Source organism: Pseudoalteromonas sp. McH1-42, assembly GCF_022347845.1.
GTDB lineage: Bacteria > Pseudomonadota > Gammaproteobacteria > Enterobacterales > Alteromonadaceae > Pseudoalteromonas > Pseudoalteromonas rubra_D.
Genome location: NZ_JAKRFU010000018.1, coordinates 1 through 14,634, shown reverse-complemented (window position 1 = coordinate 14,634; position 14,634 = coordinate 1). Strand labels below are relative to the sequence as shown.

Sequence of the window (14,634 nt, the reverse complement as noted above, 5' to 3'; positions counted from 1 at the left end):
GTAAACATAACGGAGCATTTGAAGAGTACCAGGCCATGTAACTCCACCCAATCTAACAAGCCTGCCCACACGCCCAGCCGCAGCTCCAGGCGTACTGGAAGTTGTAGCCGCCGAGCCAGCCGGTGACGTCGGTGACTTCGCCGATAAAGTACAGGCCCGGGGCTTTTTTGGCTTCAAAGGTTTTAGAGCTGAGCTCATCAGTGTCGACGCCGCCTAGGGTGACTTCGGCGGTGCGATAGCCTTCTGTGCCGTTGGGTTTGATGTGCCAGTGGTGCAGAGCGTGAGCTAATGTGTCGATTTCGCTGTGGCTGAGCTGGTTGGCATTTTTATCCGGGACGGTTTGCTCGCTGATCAAGACCTCGACAAAACGCTTAGGCAGTACGGTACTAAGTAAGTTTTTCAGAGACTTACTGCCTTGCTCCTGACGCCAGTCGTGCAATTGTGCCTGCATATCAACCTCTGGTAGCAGGTTTACAATCACGCCCTGCCCGGCACGCCAGAACGAGGAGATTTGCAAAATCGCCGGGCCGGACAGGCCTCGATGGGTAAACAGTAGGTTTTCTTTGAAACTGGTACCATCTTCACTTTGCGCAGTGCAAGGGAGGCTGACGCCTGCCAGCCCATCAAAACGGGCTTTGTCATGGTCATGCAGAGTAAACGGTACCAGTGCCGCCATGGTCGGCAGAACCTTAAGGCCAAACTGCTCAGCAATTTTGTAACCAATCGGCGTGGCACCAAGTTTAGGCATAGTCAGACCGCCAGCAGCGACCACCAGAGACTGACAGCTAAATGCTTGCTCAGAGGTCGTTACAATATATCCACCCGTGTCAGTGCGTTCGACCTTGATCACCTCATTGCGCAGGAATACTTCAACCCCGGCCCAGTCGCACTCTGTTAACAAAATATCGACTATGTCCTGAGCACTGTTATCACAAAAAAGCTGACCGAGCGTTTTATGGTGATAGGCCAGGCCGTGTCTGTCCACCAGCTCGATGAAATCATGCTGGGTGTAGCGGCTCAGGCAGGATTTCACAAAATGGGGATTGGCGCATAAATAGTTCTGTGGTGTGGCACCCTCATTAGTAAAATTGCAACGACCACCGCCGCTAATGAGTATTTTTCGACCGGCTTTTTTGCCCATATCAACCACCGCCACACTGCGGCCCCGATACCCAGCTTGTGCCGCGCACATCAGGCCAGCCGCGCCCGCGCCGATGATCACCACATCAAAGTTCAACATTGTATATTGTGTCCTGAAAAAGTTATGCAGGTATTGTATCAACTTATACCCAAGAGGTGGAGTAATGCGGTTATTTAGCAAACAAAGGCACATAATTTTATCACAACTAGTAATAAAATATTAACCATTTACAATCATTTACAATACTAACTAAATCATACCTCATCCTGTAACAAAGAATAATTATGCAATAAAAACAATGAACTATTGCAATAAACGAACTATCTAGCCATCCACTTATAACAAAAACAATAGTGTAAATAACAAAACAGCACTTTAAATACTTTAACCACTTCTTTACCTTCGATAACCATCTGCTTGCACACGCAAACAGAACAACAACAACAAGTAAGAAACTAGGGAATTCTAAGAATGACAACACGTAACCAAAAAATCGGCGCAGTTGCGCTGGCAATGACTGGCATGTTTGCCGCGACTAATGCAATGGCAAACAACTTTGAAGCACTCAACAACAGCGTTAGCATGGCGCAGTTGAGCCAGAAGATGGAAAGCCAGAACACAGCCGGTACTCAGTTCATCATCAAATATAAAGATAACAGCAGCCAGCTTATGTCTATTGCCGGTGCAGATATGTCACCAGCAATGATGAACTCGCGCGCTCAAAGTTTCGTGAAGAACTTCAAAAGTAAGAAAAAATCTTCACTACAAACCAAGTACGTTCGTAAAATGGCATTGAGCAACCACCACGTAATGCGTGTTGACAAGAAACTAACTGCAGCTGAAGCACAAAGCCTGATGCAGGAAATGGCAGCAACTGGCAACATCGAATACATCGAAATTGACCAAATGCTACAGCCTTTCGCAACGCCTAACGATCCACGTTACTCTGATCAGTGGCACTACTTTGAAGCAAACGGTGGTATCAACGCACCTGCCGCTTGGGACAAAGCAACTGGTAGCGGCGTAGTTGTTGCTGTACTGGATACAGGTTACCGTCCGCACGCGGATCTAAGCGCTAACCTGCTACAAGGTTATGACATGATCTCAGATGTGTCTGTTGCTAACGATGGTGGCGGTCGTGATAGCGATGCACGTGACCCGGGTGATGCGGTTACACGTAACGAATGTGGTTATACGCACAGTGCACGTGATTCAAGCTGGCACGGAACACACGTAGCAGGTACTGTGGCTGCGGTATCTAACAATGGTGAAGGTATTGCCGGTGTTGCTTACGACGCGAAAGTCGTACCAGTTCGTGTACTTGGTAAATGTGGTGGTCTGACTTCAGATATCGCTGACGCTATCATCTGGGCATCAGGTGGTTCAGTATCTGGCGTACCTGCAAACGCTAACCCTGCTGACGTAATTAACATGAGTTTAGGTGGCAGCGGTTCATGTAGCTCTACCACTCAAAATGCAATCAATACAGCGCGTGCAAACGGCACCACAATTGTTATTGCAGCAGGTAACGACAACGACAACTCTGCAAACTACAACCCAGGTAACTGTTCTGGAGTTATCAATGTTGCGTCTGTTGGTCGTAACGGTGGTCGCGCTTACTACTCAAACTACGGTTCAAACATTGATGTTGCAGCACCAGGTGGCGCACAAAGCTTTGCTAATGATCCAGAAGGTGTTCTGTCTACTTACAACTCAGGTAGCAACACGCCTTCAAGCGACAGCTATGCGTATTCACAAGGTACCTCAATGGCGGCACCTCACGTAGCGGGTGTAGCGGCGCTTATCAAACAAGCTAAACCATCTGCAACGCCGGATGAAGTTGAAAGCATCCTTAAAAGCACAACTCGCAGCTTCCCTGCAACCTGTACTAGCTGTGGTACTGGTATCATCGATGCGTCAGCGGCGGTAGATGCAGCACTTGGCAACGACAATGGTACTGGTGGCAACGAGCTGGAAGACGGCGTAGCTAAAACTGGCCTGTCTGGCGGCGCAAGCAGCGAAACATTCTACACTTTTGACGTCACCAGTGGTGTAAGCAAAGTTACCTTCACTATGAGTGGCGGTACCGGTGATGCTGACTTGTACGTACGTGCAAACGCTAAGCCGACTCAAACAACTTACGACTGTCGTCCATACGAAGGTGGTAACAACGAAGTATGTACAATTGATAACCCATCTACTGGTACTTACCACGTAATGATGCGCGGTTACTCTGCATACAGCGGTGTTAGCCTGAAAGCTGAAACAGCAGGTGGCTCTACTGGTCCGGTTTCTTTGACTGAGTCTAACTTGTCTGCAAGCACAGGTGGCTGGGTTCAGAAGTCACTAGACGTACCTGCGGGCATGAGCAGCCTAACTGTAACCATCTCTGGTGGTACAGGCGACGCTGACCTGTTCGTTAAGCAAGGTAGTGCACCTACCAGCTCTAGCTATGACTGCCGTCCTTATAAAGGTGGTAATGCAGAGACCTGTACTTTCACTAACCCACAAGCGGGTACCTGGTACTTCGGTCTTAACGCTTACAGAACCTTCTCTGGCGTTACATTGAACGCACAGGCTCAATAAGCAACATTCCCCAGGCTTTATAATGAGGGCTAAACCTTAGGGTTTAGCCCTTTTTTTATGCCCTGTGATTGGAGAATTCTGAGCTGTTTACTCTGGTATGTTGATGATTGCCCTACCGAGTGACAGTGTGGGGGATGAGGTTGACGTGCAAGACCAGCAGCTGTATTGCCTGTTAGTGGGTCCCGTATCAAGTACAGGATGACGTGCGTAGCAAGTATGGAATGACGTTCGTACCGAGTAAGGGATGACGTTCGTACCGAGTAAGGGATGACGTTCGTACCGAGCAAGGGATGACGTTCATATCAAGTACGGGATGACGTTCGTATCAAGTACGAAATGACGTTCGTATCAAGTGCAGGATGACGTTCGTATCAAGTACAGGGTGACGTTCGTAGCAAGTACGGGGTGACGTTCGTACCGAGTAAGGGATGACGTTCGTACCGAGTAAAGGGTGACAGTCCAGGTCATGAAGTCGATGCTCAGACAGGTGTGTAGGGTGCCGTTACTGAAACCTGTAGCTATGGTATTCAGCATGAGTTAGGGGCGCCAGATAAGATTTTTGAGTATGAATTAGTCGCTTATGCAACAGACTACAGATATCAAAAAACCATCAATACGCAGCCCTTCTTAACCATAATAATCAATGGGTTATTAAAATAAAAGTAGAAAAAAGCAAAGGAATTTGGAAATGCGTGAGTCATTCGAACAACGGAATGACTCTACGATGTGTGCTCCACAGCGCCACAGGAATAAGGCAATAAAAACTGCGCTGCGAGTGTGCTTACATTTGTTCAAACAAGCTGTCGGTGCTTAGCCCCTCGTGTTGTAAAATGTCTTTTAAGCGACGCAGTGCTTCTACCTGAATTTGACGTACGCGTTCACGTGTTAAACCAATCTCACGTCCTACATCTTCCAGTGTCGACGGCTCGTAACCCAGTAACCCAAAGCGACGTGCTAACACTTCTCTTTGTTTCGGGTTCAATTCACCTAACCAGTCGACAATATGACGATTGATGTCTTTGTTCTGCACTTCACTTTCAGGCTCGTAACCACGCTCGTCTGCAATAATGTCCAGCAAAGCCTTGTCATTATCACCGCCAATGGGTGTATCCACAGAGGTGATTTTCTCGTTCAAACGCAACATCTTACTGACATCTTCAACCGGTCTGTCGAGTGACTCTGCGATTTCCTCAGCGGTCGGCTCGTGGTCCAGTTTTTGCGTCAGCTCACGTGCTGTACGAAGGTACACATTGAGCTCTTTGACTACGTGGATAGGTAAACGTATGGTGCGAGTCTGGTTCATGATGGCCCGTTCAATGGTCTGACGGATCCACCAGGTGGCGTAGGTAGAAAAGCGGAAACCACGCTCCGGATCGAACTTCTCAACAGCCCGGATAAGGCCTAAGTTTCCTTCTTCAATCAGGTCAAGCAGTGCCAGGCCCCGATTATTGTAACGGCGCGCAATTTTAACCACCAGGCGCAGGTTACTTTCTATCATGCGTTTGCGCGACGCCTCGCAGCCTTTCAAGGCTTTACGTGCGAAGTAAACTTCCTCTTCTGCACTGAGCAGTGGCGAAAAGCCAATCTCTCCCAGATACAACTGAGTTGCATCTAAATTCTTAACGCTGTCGTCCTTGGCGAAAAGGTCTTCATCATTCTCAATATCTTCCAGCAGCTCCGATTTGGGCTCCTCTACTGAGACATCTTCAAACTTCTCGTCCAACTCTGGATTTACTTTACTATTCAATTTTGCTGTTTGAGCCATAAGCATCCCCCCAAGCGAATAAGTGACAGTCTTCCATCATTACGTCGATAGGCTATTATTTAGGCAAGTACCTACTAGGATTTACGGCTTGTCCCCGGTAACGGATCTCAAACCGCAACGCAACAGATGATGCGTCTGTATCTCCCATTTCGGCAATTTTTTGCCCGGCTTTAACTTGCTGCTGCTCTCTTACTAGCAATTTGGAATTGTGGGCGTACGCGCTAAGGTAATCATCTGTGTGTTTCAGAATGATCAGATTGCCGTATCCCCGTAATGCACTCCCTGCGTATACAACAACGCCATTTGCCGCAGCCTTAACAGATGTTCCCTTTTTATTTGTAATCTGAATTCCCTTATAGCCGTTTTCTTTGACAGAAAAACGTCGGGTCACCTTACCAACTGCGGGCCAGCGCCATCGTACCTTATTATTTGACAACTGCTTGGTATGACTGGATTTTTCGCTGGCTTGCTTTTGAACATACTCTCGTTGCTTAGGTCGATCAAGCTCTTTTTTCGGTGAAATGTTATTTTTTTGTTTTTTATCGGTTAATTTTACGGTTTTTGCTGGCTGCTTTTTAGGCGCTTTATACTTCTTTTTCGGATATTCTAATAAGATGAGTTGACCGGGGAAAATGGTGTAGGGAGGCTTAATTTTATTGATTTTGGCAACAGTTCTAACATCCTTATTTGCACTAAAAGCAATAGCAAATAAGGTATCACCTTTTTTAACCTTATATTGATTATTTTTTATTTGAATTTTTTGTTTATAACTGGTCTTACCTTTAGAGAGATTCACAACCGGAGCTGGAGAATGTGGCGTCGTACATGCGGCCAGAAAATAGCACAATAGCAATAGAGTATTGATGCGCGCCCGATTCATGCCTTGATTACTTTCCGCTTGTTAATTCGACCATCCACTTTAGCATACTCGTATGGATTTTCTCGCCTTTTTTGTGACTTCTAGCTAAGCGCACCTGGCACCAGTGGCACAAAACGCACCTCAGCCAGTTTGTTTTCGATGAACTGCTGGCCTTTTCTTTGGTACACAGTGAGCACCTGGTACTGCTCGCCCACAGGGATCACCATCACACCGCCTTCCGAAAGCTGCTCCAACAACGCCTGTGGGACTTGAGCTGCCGCAGCGGTGACAATGATACCATCATAGGGGCCTTTCGACGCCCAGCCCTGCCAGCCATCGCCATGCTTCATAGCAACATTGTATAAATCCAGCATATGTAAGCGGCGCTTAGCCTGCCATTGCAGTGCCTTGATCCGTTCAATGCTGTACACCTCATCAAACAACTGGGCCAGCACCGCGGTTTGATAACCGGACCCGGTGCCAACCTCCAACACTTTTTTGCGCACCCCGGCCTGGCGCAACAGCTCTGTCATTCTGGCAACCACCAGCGGCTGAGAAATGGTCTGGCCCTGACCGATAGGCAACGCCGTATTTTCATAAGACTTATGCTGCAATACGGCATCGACAAATAAGTGGCGAGGCGTGATCTCCAGACAATTCAATACCTCAGGGTCACTTATCCCATTACGACTCAGAGTAGTAACCAGCGCCTCGGCGCTGCGTTTGTAGTTTTTGAGCAATGTGCTTACTCCTGCTCAGCGATCCAGCTTGATAAAGGGTCCAGACTCTCATGCGCTGTCATGTCTACTTTCAGTGGGGTAATGGCGGCATATCCCTGCTTAATTGCATAAAAGTCGGTGCCTTCGCCCGCATCCAGCTCCTGGCCCAGTGAACCATACCAGTACACGTCACGGTTCCAGGGATCCAACTGCCGGGTCATGGTTTCAGCTTTGTGTCGTGCGCCCAGGCGAGTCACTTGCATGCCTTTGAGCTCAGACAGAGGAATATCCGGCACATTGATATTGATGATCTGATCTTTCGGCAATGGATGACTTTTCAGCGCTTTAATGAGTTTAACCGTAACAGCTGCGGCGGTTTCATAATGCGCTTCGCGCTTTGAACACAAAGACACAGCAATCGCAGGTAACCCCAAATGGCGACCTTCTGTCGCGGCAGCAACCGTACCTGAGTAAAGCGTATCGTCACCCAAATTCGCCCCATTGTTGATACCAGCAACCACCAGATCAGGTGCTTCTTCGAGCAACTGATTAACCCCCAGATGAACACAATCTGTGGGTGTCCCATTGACACTCACAAAGCCATTTTCAAGCGTGGTTGCCCGCAGTGGATTCATCAGTGTCAAAGAGTTACTCGCACCGCTGCAGTTGCGGTCTGGCGCAATGACCACCACCTCGGCAATTTCGCACAAAGCGTGGTACAGTACTTCGATTCCTTTTGCATGTACTCCGTCATCATTACTGAGCAGGATCTTCATCTTGGTTGCTTCCTTTTTTATCATAATTGCGATGACTGACATCCTCATGATGCACCAGCTCTCGCAGTATTGCGGTGGCATAACACCCTTTCGGTAAATCAAAACTAAGCTGAATGGTCGTGGTGTCGAGTGTTTTCACCGTCAGGTTTTGTGGGATTACCTTTAACGCACGGCGCTCATTTTTAAGTCCCAAAGTGCCCAGTCCCTGCCACCAGTCGGCAAAGGGTTTGAGCCATTCTATTTCAAGTGCAGTCAAGCCTTTTTCGCCTTTACCCAGCAAAGGCGCTGACAACACAATATCGGCTTCAAGTAGCCGGACAATTAGCGCATCACTGATGTCTTCTTCAAAAAACGCATTACTGCCACTGAGCATGAAAACTTCACGGTGCCAGGTCTTTGCCAGGCCATGCTCAGCCACCCGTTTTGAAACCAGCTGATTAAAAATATGTGAGCGCGCGGCAGAGATAACCAAACCACGTAATTTTTTATCACGGATCCGCTCTCCCTCAAATAGCCTTTGTGCCATTTCCAGGTTGTAGCCATCATGACCAAAACGCTGTTCACCAAAATAGTTCGGCACCCCCTGGCGTACGGCGTTTATCCGTGACAACAAATCTAACGGTTCACTGACATTACGTAACGTGATGGTAAAACGATTACCCTTATGGCACCCAGTGCGCAATTTTCGATTATGGCGCACTTGTTTCACCACAAACAGGCTGTCGCTGTTCAGCTCACTGAAATCCAAAGAGTGTTTGATTGGCACAGGGACACTGAACCACTGAGTACATACACCGTGACGGTCTTTGAGTCCGCCATAGCTAACATCTCTTGGCGCAACGCCTGCAAATTCGGCCAGCTTGCGGGCAATAAAGGCTGTGTTCTCCCCTTTTTTGACCACCTGCAGACAAACATGCTCCCCTTCTCCGGTAAATTCAATATCGAGGATTTCATCCACTATAAAGTCTTCAGGCTGAGACTTAAACTCAGCACGCGCTAACGGCTCCCCGTACAGGTAGTTGAGCGCGGATACACAGGTTTTCACGCTAAGCCACCTTAGTCAGTAATACAACGGCATGGCTGGAGATCCCTTCTTTACGCCCTTCAAAGCCCAGTTTTTCCGTGGTGGTGGCTTTCACATTGATCTGGCCAATATCGGCCTGGCAATCTGCCGCTAGGTTAGCGCGCATCGCATCAATGTGTGGGCGCATTTTTGGTGCCTGTGCGACGATAGTGACATCCAGATTACCAAGCTGATAGCCCAGTTCGCTGACCTGCTCCATCACTCTGCGCAGCAAAATACGGCTGTCGATGTCTTCAAACTCAGCAGCCGTATCGGGAAAGTGTTTACCAATGTCGCCAAGCGCCAGCGCGCCAAGCAAAGCATCACACACAGCATGAATGGCCACATCACCGTCGGAGTGTGCGATAAACCCTTGCGTGTAGGGGATCTTCTCACCACAAATGGTTAGCGGGCCTTCACCACCGAACTTATGAACATCAAACCCGTGACCTATGCGTATCATAATGACCTCGCTTTGCTTTGTTGTGACATCAGAAAACTGGCCAGTGCATAGTCTTCTGGTGTGGTAATTTTAATGTTATCTGAGCGACCACTAACTAACCGAACAGGTTGCCCGGCCAGCTCAATGGCCGAGGCCTCATCGGTGATCTGTGCGTTATTTTGCTGCGCCTGTTGCAACGCATTGAGCAATTGATGATAAGGGAAAAACTGCGGTGTCAGCGCCTGCCATAATGTTGCTCGTGGCACTGTCTCTTCGCTGTGGCTGGTACCACGTTTAATGGTGTCTTTGACCTTACTCGCCAAAATGCCACCTTCCTGATGCGTCAGGCACTGCTCAATCAAGTTGGAGATATCGCTGACTTCCACCAGTGGCCGAGCAGCATCATGCACAAGCACCCAATCTGGCGGAGAATTTTGCATGGCTAATAAGGCATTGAGCACCGAGTCGGATCGCTCCTGCCCACCGGTTACCCGGCTGACAGTAAGGCCACTCAAGTCCAATTCATCAAAGTAGCCATCCGTTTCACTCACAGCCACATACAGTTTATTCAACTGTGGTACTTGAGCCAATTTACCAAGTGTGTGCTCAAGCACCGTTTTGTCGCCAATTTTCAGATATTGCTTGGGGTGGTTCAGTCCCATTCTGGCACCCACGCCAGCAGCAGGAACAACCGCTGCGATTGTAGTTGGTTTATTCATCGTGCTTCTTTGACAGTACGCGGATAAAGGTTTCGTTAGGTTTGATCATGCCGAGCTCATGGCGCGCTCGCTCCTCAACCCCTTCAAGTCCAAGCTTAAGATCTTCGATATCCGCTCTGAGTAATTTATTGCGTTTGGCCAGATCGGCATTGGCAGCCTGATGTTTGTCTACCGCCGTTTTGATACGCCTGAAGTCTTCAAGACCATTGTGCCCAAACCACAAGTTATATTGGGTATAGGCACACAGGCATAACAATGCAAGTTGGAAATATCGCATTCGGGCTACCTTAATTGCTTTACAGGATCATGCATTGCACCTGGCAATGTGCACTACTTGCGTTGTTGTTTTTTTCTCACGTTTGCCCAGTTTACACTGCTGGCCAGTAACATTTCGCGTAAGCCCAGCGTTCTGGGTGGCAGTATTTTATGATATTGCCAGCGGTGACCACAACAGGCGGCAGTCATTAACGCTTTATTGGGTTTGAGTAAAAATCGGGTTGTTGGCAAATTTGTTTGCTCATTGTTGCTGAGTGCTTTACCCGAACAGTCAAACCAGCCAAACTGGTTGCAATGCCATCGCCCGTCGCGCTTTTGATCCAGTGTATCTAAATACAGACTGGTAATGCCAAGGTCCACAACCAGCACAGGTACAACCAATCCAATGGTGGCCTGTGCAGTAAAATAAGCTTGTGCTTCTTCTGCATGCCACTCTGGGCATTTGCGTTGTTTAGCCAACCAGCAGCCGTTATGACTATCAAGCTCAAGCGGCACCTCGCCGAGCACAATGTGTGTTGCAGCACGCTCTACGTAATAAGGCAAGCTGTTCAAACGCCTTTGTAGCCGGTCAATGTCAGGCTCTGCCGACAGGCTGGGGATTTCACGCGCATAAAAGACATTGGCCAGCTCAGCATACGCCAACCGGGTTGCCTCGTCCTGCCATATTGTGCTTTGTTGCTTCGTGTGATCTTGACTGTTCAAAATGCCTCCTTTACACAGAGGTTATATCACGACCACACGGTTAAATATAGCGCACTCGTATGAAAGCAACCGACAACAGGCAATCAGCACAATTAAGGGGTTTTAGGCCGCTTACCGAGCCTGGCTTCCCCTGACTCACTGAACATCACCGCGGTATCACGCTTTTTGCCAATTAATAAACTGCCATCAGCCAAAAACATAAAATTCTGCCAGGTACGTTTAAACACATCAAACTGGGTTTCAATGATCAGCTCACGCGACATACAAAAGTACACTGTGGTGTTGTCTTCCCAGTTAAGGAAATCACAAATGATGTCAGGCAGGGTGGCTTCACCGGCTTCCCACGGTCCTTCCCAGTCCAAACTTTCGTGCCAGTTTTCTTCTTTACCTGGCCAGTCATGAGGCGTAAAAAAGTCAGGGTGATCCTGCTCACGACTCACCATAGTGGTCCACAACACAGCCGCACGTTGCTCAGTCATCGGCTTGATCCGTGCCAGATCGGCCTCATCAATGGGCAAGTCCTGATGACGAAACACCCAGGCTTTCTTGAACGCATCGAGCGCAATATAATTCATGTCTGATACCTATTTATTAAAACCCAGACATTATACCTAATTGGAGCAACAACCGTGAACAAAGAACTCAAACCCGGCATTTACCAGCATTATAAAGGGCCAAAATATCAAGTGCTGTTTGTCGCCACCCATAGCGAAACTGAAGAAGCTATGGTGGTCTACCAGACACTGTACGGCGACTATGATCATTGGGTGCGACCACTTAGTATGTTCAGCGAAACCGTCGAGATCGAGGGCGAACAAATCCCACGCTTTAACTACCTGGGGCCGGCACAGTGAGGTGTATTTGCGCTGCCCATCTTGGCTGTGGCACACTGAACCTCTATTACTCATCAGACCAGAGTTAACACGTTTATGTTTAAAGGTACCGAATCTTATATTGCCAGCACGGCATTACAACAAGCGGTAAACGCGGCAGTGATCCTGGAAAAGCCACTGCTGATCAAAGGGGAGCCCGGCACAGGAAAAACCCTGCTGGCTGAGGAGCTGGCCAAAAGTCTGGATACAGAGCTCATTCAGTGGCACATCAAATCGACTACTAAGGCGCAGCAAGGCCTGTATGAATACGATGCGGTATCGCGCCTGCGCGACAGTCAGCTGGGCGACGCACGCGTGCACGATATTGGCAACTACATCATTAAGGGCAAACTGTGGCAGGCCTTTACTCAGGCAAAGCGCCCGGTGCTGCTGATCGATGAAATCGATAAAGCCGATATTGAGTTCCCCAACGATCTCCTGCTTGAGTTAGATCGCATGGAGTTTCACGTGTACGAAACCGGTGAGCAGATCAAAGCTCAGGTTCGTCCTATAGTGATCATCACGTCTAACAACGAAAAAGAACTGCCCGATGCATTTTTACGTCGTTGCTTCTTCCACTATATAGACTTCCCTGATAAAGATGAGATGCAGGCGATCATTGATGTACACTTCCCTGCTATTAAGCCGCGCTTAGTAAAGCAAGCGCTGGAAGTGTTTTTTGAATTACGCAGTGTCGCTGGATTGAAAAAGAAACCCAGTACCAGTGAACTGCTCGACTGGCTCAAGCTATTATTGGCAGAAGACATAGATCCTGAGACACTTCAGGATCGCAGCCACAAAGGCGGATTGATGCCCATGTTTGGCGCGTTGCTAAAAAATGAGCAAGACGTCACTTTGCTTGAGAAACTGGCTTTTTTAGGTAAACGCTGATCATGTTGATCGACTTCTTATTCACGCTCAGACGCTATGGTGTGAAAGCCAGCCTTCGGGAGCTACTGGACTGTATCAATGCGCTGGATAAAGGTGTGTGCTTCGCCGACATCGACGGGTTTTATCATCTGGCCAAAACCATATTTGTCAAAGATGAAACTCAGTTCGATAAGTTTGACCGCGCCTTTGCCGATTATTTTGAGGGCGTCGAATCATTGGATCTGTTCAGCCAGTTACAGCAAAGCGCCCTGCCACAAGACTGGCTGCGCAAAGAGTTTGAAAAGCACCTGAGTGAAGAAGAAAAAGCCAAGCTTAAGGCGCTCGGTGGACTCGACAAGCTGCTGGATACCCTGAAACAAAGGCTCGCCGAGCAGCAAAAGCGTCATGCCGGTGGCAACAAATGGGTAGGTACTGGCGGTACTTCCCCCTTTGGAGCATACGGTTATAACCCGGAAGGTGTCCGGATTGGGCAGGACGGCAATCGTCACCGCCGTGCCGTTAAGGTGTGGGATAAACGTCAGTATCGTAACTTAGATGCAGACAGTGACATCAGTAATCGTACTATCAAGCTGGCACTCAAACAATTACGCAAATTTGCCCGCAGTGGCGCCAGCGATCAACTTGATCTGAATGAAACTATCCGTGCTACAGCCAAACAAGGCGGTATGCTGGATGTGAAAATGGCGCCTGAGCGGCACAATGCCGTTAACGTCATCATGCTGTTTGATATCGGCGGATCTATGGATGATCATATTCAGATCTGTGAACAGCTGTTCAGCGCCGCACACAGCGAGTTTAAACACCTTGAGTTTTTCTACTTCCATAACTGTGTATACGAACATGTCTGGCAGGACAACGACCGGCTGGATAGTACTTTGCTCGATACCCATCAGCTTATCAACCGCTTTGGCCGGGATTATCGGCTGATCTTCGTCGGTGATGCTACTATGGGTCCCTATGAGATCACCTACCCCGGCGGCAGTGTCGAACACTGGAACCAGGAAGCCGGCTCAGTGTGGTTACAAAGGCTCACTCAGCATTTCGATAAAGTCGCCTGGCTTAACCCACAACCAAAGACTCATTGGCCTTACTACCATTCAATTGGCCTTATCGATGAACTGATGGCTGGCCGTATGTTTCCATTGACCTTAGATGGACTCAGTGAAGCAATTAAAGAGCTAAGCTAATAACAAAACAAAAAAGCCCACCTCTTTCGAGTTGGGCTTTTCTTGTTTGGAGTCTGATAATGCTTGTCAGGTCTCATGCTAACGGTGTGGCCTGTTGGCAGTTCCCGCATCAAGTGTGGGATGACGGTGGTGCGGGCTTTATGATCGGGAAGTTATACAACTTTTTTAAATCGCACAAAGCAAAAAACCCGCAGCACCGCTTCGCAGCTATCGTGCAAAGTCGTGCTTTAGCGCGGCCTTTGCGCAAGGTGAAATGAGCTATTGTAGAGAACGCAGACCTATTCACAGCGCCAAAAGGAGCCCTCCACCAGGAAGTGTGTCCAAAGGTTGTTCAGTACAAGTTTTACGATCCAACCCAGCTTCATGGATGAATAGGCGATACTATTCTATCTACAGCTTTTTTAAACTACCCAAAACGCAAAAAAGCCCGACTCTTTCGAATCGGGCTTTGATGTACAAGGAGGTACGAATGTCGATGATATTCATTGATGAATTAAGTGCAAAGTACAATGACAGCGAGCAACGCGAGTACATTTACTTTGCGCAAGGTGAAATGAGCTATTGTAGAGAACGCAGACCTATTCACAGCGCAAAAAGGAGCCCTCCACAGGGAAGTGTCCCCAAAGACTGCTAGAT

Annotated in this window: 17 protein-coding genes; 6 read left to right on the top strand and 11 right to left on the bottom strand. The window is 48.3% G+C overall.

Going from position 1 to position 14,634, the window contains the following annotated elements; all coding sequences use genetic code 11:
* Positions 1-52 precede the first annotated feature (52 nt).
* Positions 53-1,240 carry an NAD(P)/FAD-dependent oxidoreductase gene (locus MHN31_RS16090; protein WP_239444763.1) on the bottom strand — a complete coding sequence of 396 codons (1,188 nt, stop codon included), beginning with the start codon at positions 1,238-1,240 and terminating at the stop codon, positions 53-55.
* Between the two features lie 372 nt (positions 1,241-1,612).
* On the opposite strand from MHN31_RS16090, the gene MHN31_RS16085 reads away from it, so the two are divergent.
* Positions 1,613-3,727, top strand: coding sequence for a S8 family peptidase (locus tag MHN31_RS16085; RefSeq protein WP_239444762.1), 2,115 nt, complete (start codon positions 1,613-1,615; stop codon positions 3,725-3,727).
* Between the two features lie 781 nt (positions 3,728-4,508).
* On the opposite strand, the gene rpoS is transcribed toward MHN31_RS16085, so the two are convergent.
* The 10 genes from rpoS to MHN31_RS16035 all read right to left on the bottom strand — a co-directional run bounded on the left by rpoS (position 4,509) and on the right by MHN31_RS16035 (position 11,623).
* Positions 4,509-5,492 (bottom strand): RNA polymerase sigma factor RpoS, encoded by a 984-nt coding sequence (rpoS, locus tag MHN31_RS16080; protein WP_058797954.1) that lies wholly within the window; start codon positions 5,490-5,492, stop codon positions 4,509-4,511.
* A 55-nt stretch (positions 5,493-5,547) separates the two neighbouring features.
* Complete coding sequence (locus tag MHN31_RS16075; protein WP_239444761.1) at positions 5,548-6,372, bottom strand: peptidoglycan DD-metalloendopeptidase family protein; 825 nt, start codon at positions 6,370-6,372, stop codon at positions 5,548-5,550.
* A gap of 80 nt (positions 6,373-6,452) precedes the next feature.
* A complete protein-coding gene (locus MHN31_RS16070) occupies positions 6,453-7,091 on the bottom strand; it encodes a protein-L-isoaspartate(D-aspartate) O-methyltransferase (RefSeq protein WP_239444760.1) in 639 nt (212 codons plus the stop codon).
* Positions 7,092-7,096: 5 nt separating this feature from the next.
* Positions 7,097-7,846, bottom strand: a complete 750-nt coding sequence (gene surE, locus MHN31_RS16065; protein ID WP_125560888.1) for a 5'/3'-nucleotidase SurE — start codon at positions 7,844-7,846, stop codon at positions 7,097-7,099.
* Complete coding sequence (locus tag MHN31_RS16060; RefSeq protein ID WP_125560890.1) at positions 7,827-8,891, bottom strand: tRNA pseudouridine(13) synthase TruD; 1,065 nt, start codon at positions 8,889-8,891, stop codon at positions 7,827-7,829. Before MHN31_RS16060 ends, surE begins: the two co-directional genes overlap by 20 nt.
* Position 8,892: 1 nt before the next feature.
* Positions 8,893-9,372, bottom strand: coding sequence for a 2-C-methyl-D-erythritol 2,4-cyclodiphosphate synthase (gene ispF / locus MHN31_RS16055; protein ID WP_125560892.1), 480 nt, complete (start codon positions 9,370-9,372; stop codon positions 8,893-8,895).
* Positions 9,369-10,070: a 2-C-methyl-D-erythritol 4-phosphate cytidylyltransferase gene (gene ispD, locus MHN31_RS16050; RefSeq protein ID WP_125560894.1), complete on the bottom strand. Its 702-nt coding sequence runs from the start codon at positions 10,068-10,070 to the stop codon at positions 9,369-9,371. Before ispD ends, ispF begins: the two co-directional genes overlap by 4 nt.
* Positions 10,063-10,347, bottom strand: a complete 285-nt coding sequence (ftsB, locus tag MHN31_RS16045; RefSeq protein ID WP_010383879.1) for a cell division protein FtsB — start codon at positions 10,345-10,347, stop codon at positions 10,063-10,065. Before ftsB ends, ispD begins: the two co-directional genes overlap by 8 nt.
* A gap of 53 nt (positions 10,348-10,400) precedes the next feature.
* Complete coding sequence (locus tag MHN31_RS16040; protein WP_239444759.1) at positions 10,401-11,048, bottom strand: hypothetical protein; 648 nt, start codon at positions 11,046-11,048, stop codon at positions 10,401-10,403.
* A 92-nt stretch (positions 11,049-11,140) separates the two neighbouring features.
* Positions 11,141-11,623, bottom strand: a complete 483-nt coding sequence (locus MHN31_RS16035; RefSeq protein ID WP_239444758.1) for a DUF2947 domain-containing protein — start codon at positions 11,621-11,623, stop codon at positions 11,141-11,143.
* Positions 11,624-11,677: 54 nt separating this feature from the next.
* On the opposite strand from MHN31_RS16035, the gene MHN31_RS16030 reads away from it, so the two are divergent.
* The 5 genes from MHN31_RS16030 (at position 11,678) to MHN31_RS16010 (ending at position 14,632) form a co-directional block, all read left to right on the top strand.
* Positions 11,678-11,902 carry a DUF1653 domain-containing protein gene (locus MHN31_RS16030; protein ID WP_138538683.1) on the top strand — a complete coding sequence of 75 codons (225 nt, stop codon included), beginning with the start codon at positions 11,678-11,680 and terminating at the stop codon, positions 11,900-11,902.
* A gap of 75 nt (positions 11,903-11,977) precedes the next feature.
* The gene (locus MHN31_RS16025) at positions 11,978-12,811 is read left to right on the top strand and encodes a MoxR family ATPase (RefSeq protein WP_239444757.1); all 834 of its coding nucleotides are present in this window, start codon (positions 11,978-11,980) and stop codon (positions 12,809-12,811) included.
* A gap of 2 nt (positions 12,812-12,813) precedes the next feature.
* Positions 12,814-13,998 carry a VWA domain-containing protein gene (locus tag MHN31_RS16020; RefSeq protein WP_194867604.1) on the top strand — a complete coding sequence of 395 codons (1,185 nt, stop codon included), beginning with the start codon at positions 12,814-12,816 and terminating at the stop codon, positions 13,996-13,998.
* Positions 13,999-14,057: 59 nt separating this feature from the next.
* Positions 14,058-14,255 carry a hypothetical protein gene (locus tag MHN31_RS16015; RefSeq protein WP_239444756.1) on the top strand — a complete coding sequence of 66 codons (198 nt, stop codon included), beginning with the start codon at positions 14,058-14,060 and terminating at the stop codon, positions 14,253-14,255.
* A gap of 212 nt (positions 14,256-14,467) precedes the next feature.
* A complete protein-coding gene (locus MHN31_RS16010) occupies positions 14,468-14,632 on the top strand; it encodes a hypothetical protein (protein WP_194868977.1) in 165 nt (54 codons plus the stop codon).
* The last annotated feature ends 2 nt before the right edge of the window (positions 14,633-14,634 follow it).

What these genes read in the sequence shown, in the direction of transcription:
- MHN31_RS16015 (WP_239444756.1), top strand. Translation starts at nt 14,058, where the DNA reads ATGCTTGTCAGGTCTCATGCTAACGGTGTGGCCTGTTGGCAGTTCCCG.
- ispF (WP_125560892.1), bottom strand. Translation starts at nt 9,372, where the DNA reads ATGATACGCATAGGTCACGGGTTTGATGTTCATAAGTTCGGTGGTGAA.
- MHN31_RS16075 (WP_239444761.1), bottom strand. Translation starts at nt 6,372, where the DNA reads ATGAATCGGGCGCGCATCAATACTCTATTGCTATTGTGCTATTTTCTG.
- MHN31_RS16085 (WP_239444762.1), top strand. Translation starts at nt 1,613, where the DNA reads ATGACAACACGTAACCAAAAAATCGGCGCAGTTGCGCTGGCAATGACT.
- MHN31_RS16035 (WP_239444758.1), bottom strand. Translation starts at nt 11,623, where the DNA reads ATGAATTATATTGCGCTCGATGCGTTCAAGAAAGCCTGGGTGTTTCGT.
- MHN31_RS16010 (WP_194868977.1), top strand. Translation starts at nt 14,468, where the DNA reads ATGTCGATGATATTCATTGATGAATTAAGTGCAAAGTACAATGACAGC.
- rpoS (WP_058797954.1), bottom strand. Translation starts at nt 5,492, where the DNA reads ATGGCTCAAACAGCAAAATTGAATAGTAAAGTAAATCCAGAGTTGGAC.
- ispD (WP_125560894.1), bottom strand. Translation starts at nt 10,070, where the DNA reads ATGAATAAACCAACTACAATCGCAGCGGTTGTTCCTGCTGCTGGCGTG.
- MHN31_RS16090 (WP_239444763.1), bottom strand. Translation starts at nt 1,240, where the DNA reads ATGTTGAACTTTGATGTGGTGATCATCGGCGCGGGCGCGGCTGGCCTG.
- MHN31_RS16020 (WP_194867604.1), top strand. Translation starts at nt 12,814, where the DNA reads ATGTTGATCGACTTCTTATTCACGCTCAGACGCTATGGTGTGAAAGCC.
- MHN31_RS16025 (WP_239444757.1), top strand. Translation starts at nt 11,978, where the DNA reads ATGTTTAAAGGTACCGAATCTTATATTGCCAGCACGGCATTACAACAA.
- ftsB (WP_010383879.1), bottom strand. Translation starts at nt 10,347, where the DNA reads ATGCGATATTTCCAACTTGCATTGTTATGCCTGTGTGCCTATACCCAA.
- surE (WP_125560888.1), bottom strand. Translation starts at nt 7,846, where the DNA reads ATGAAGATCCTGCTCAGTAATGATGACGGAGTACATGCAAAAGGAATC.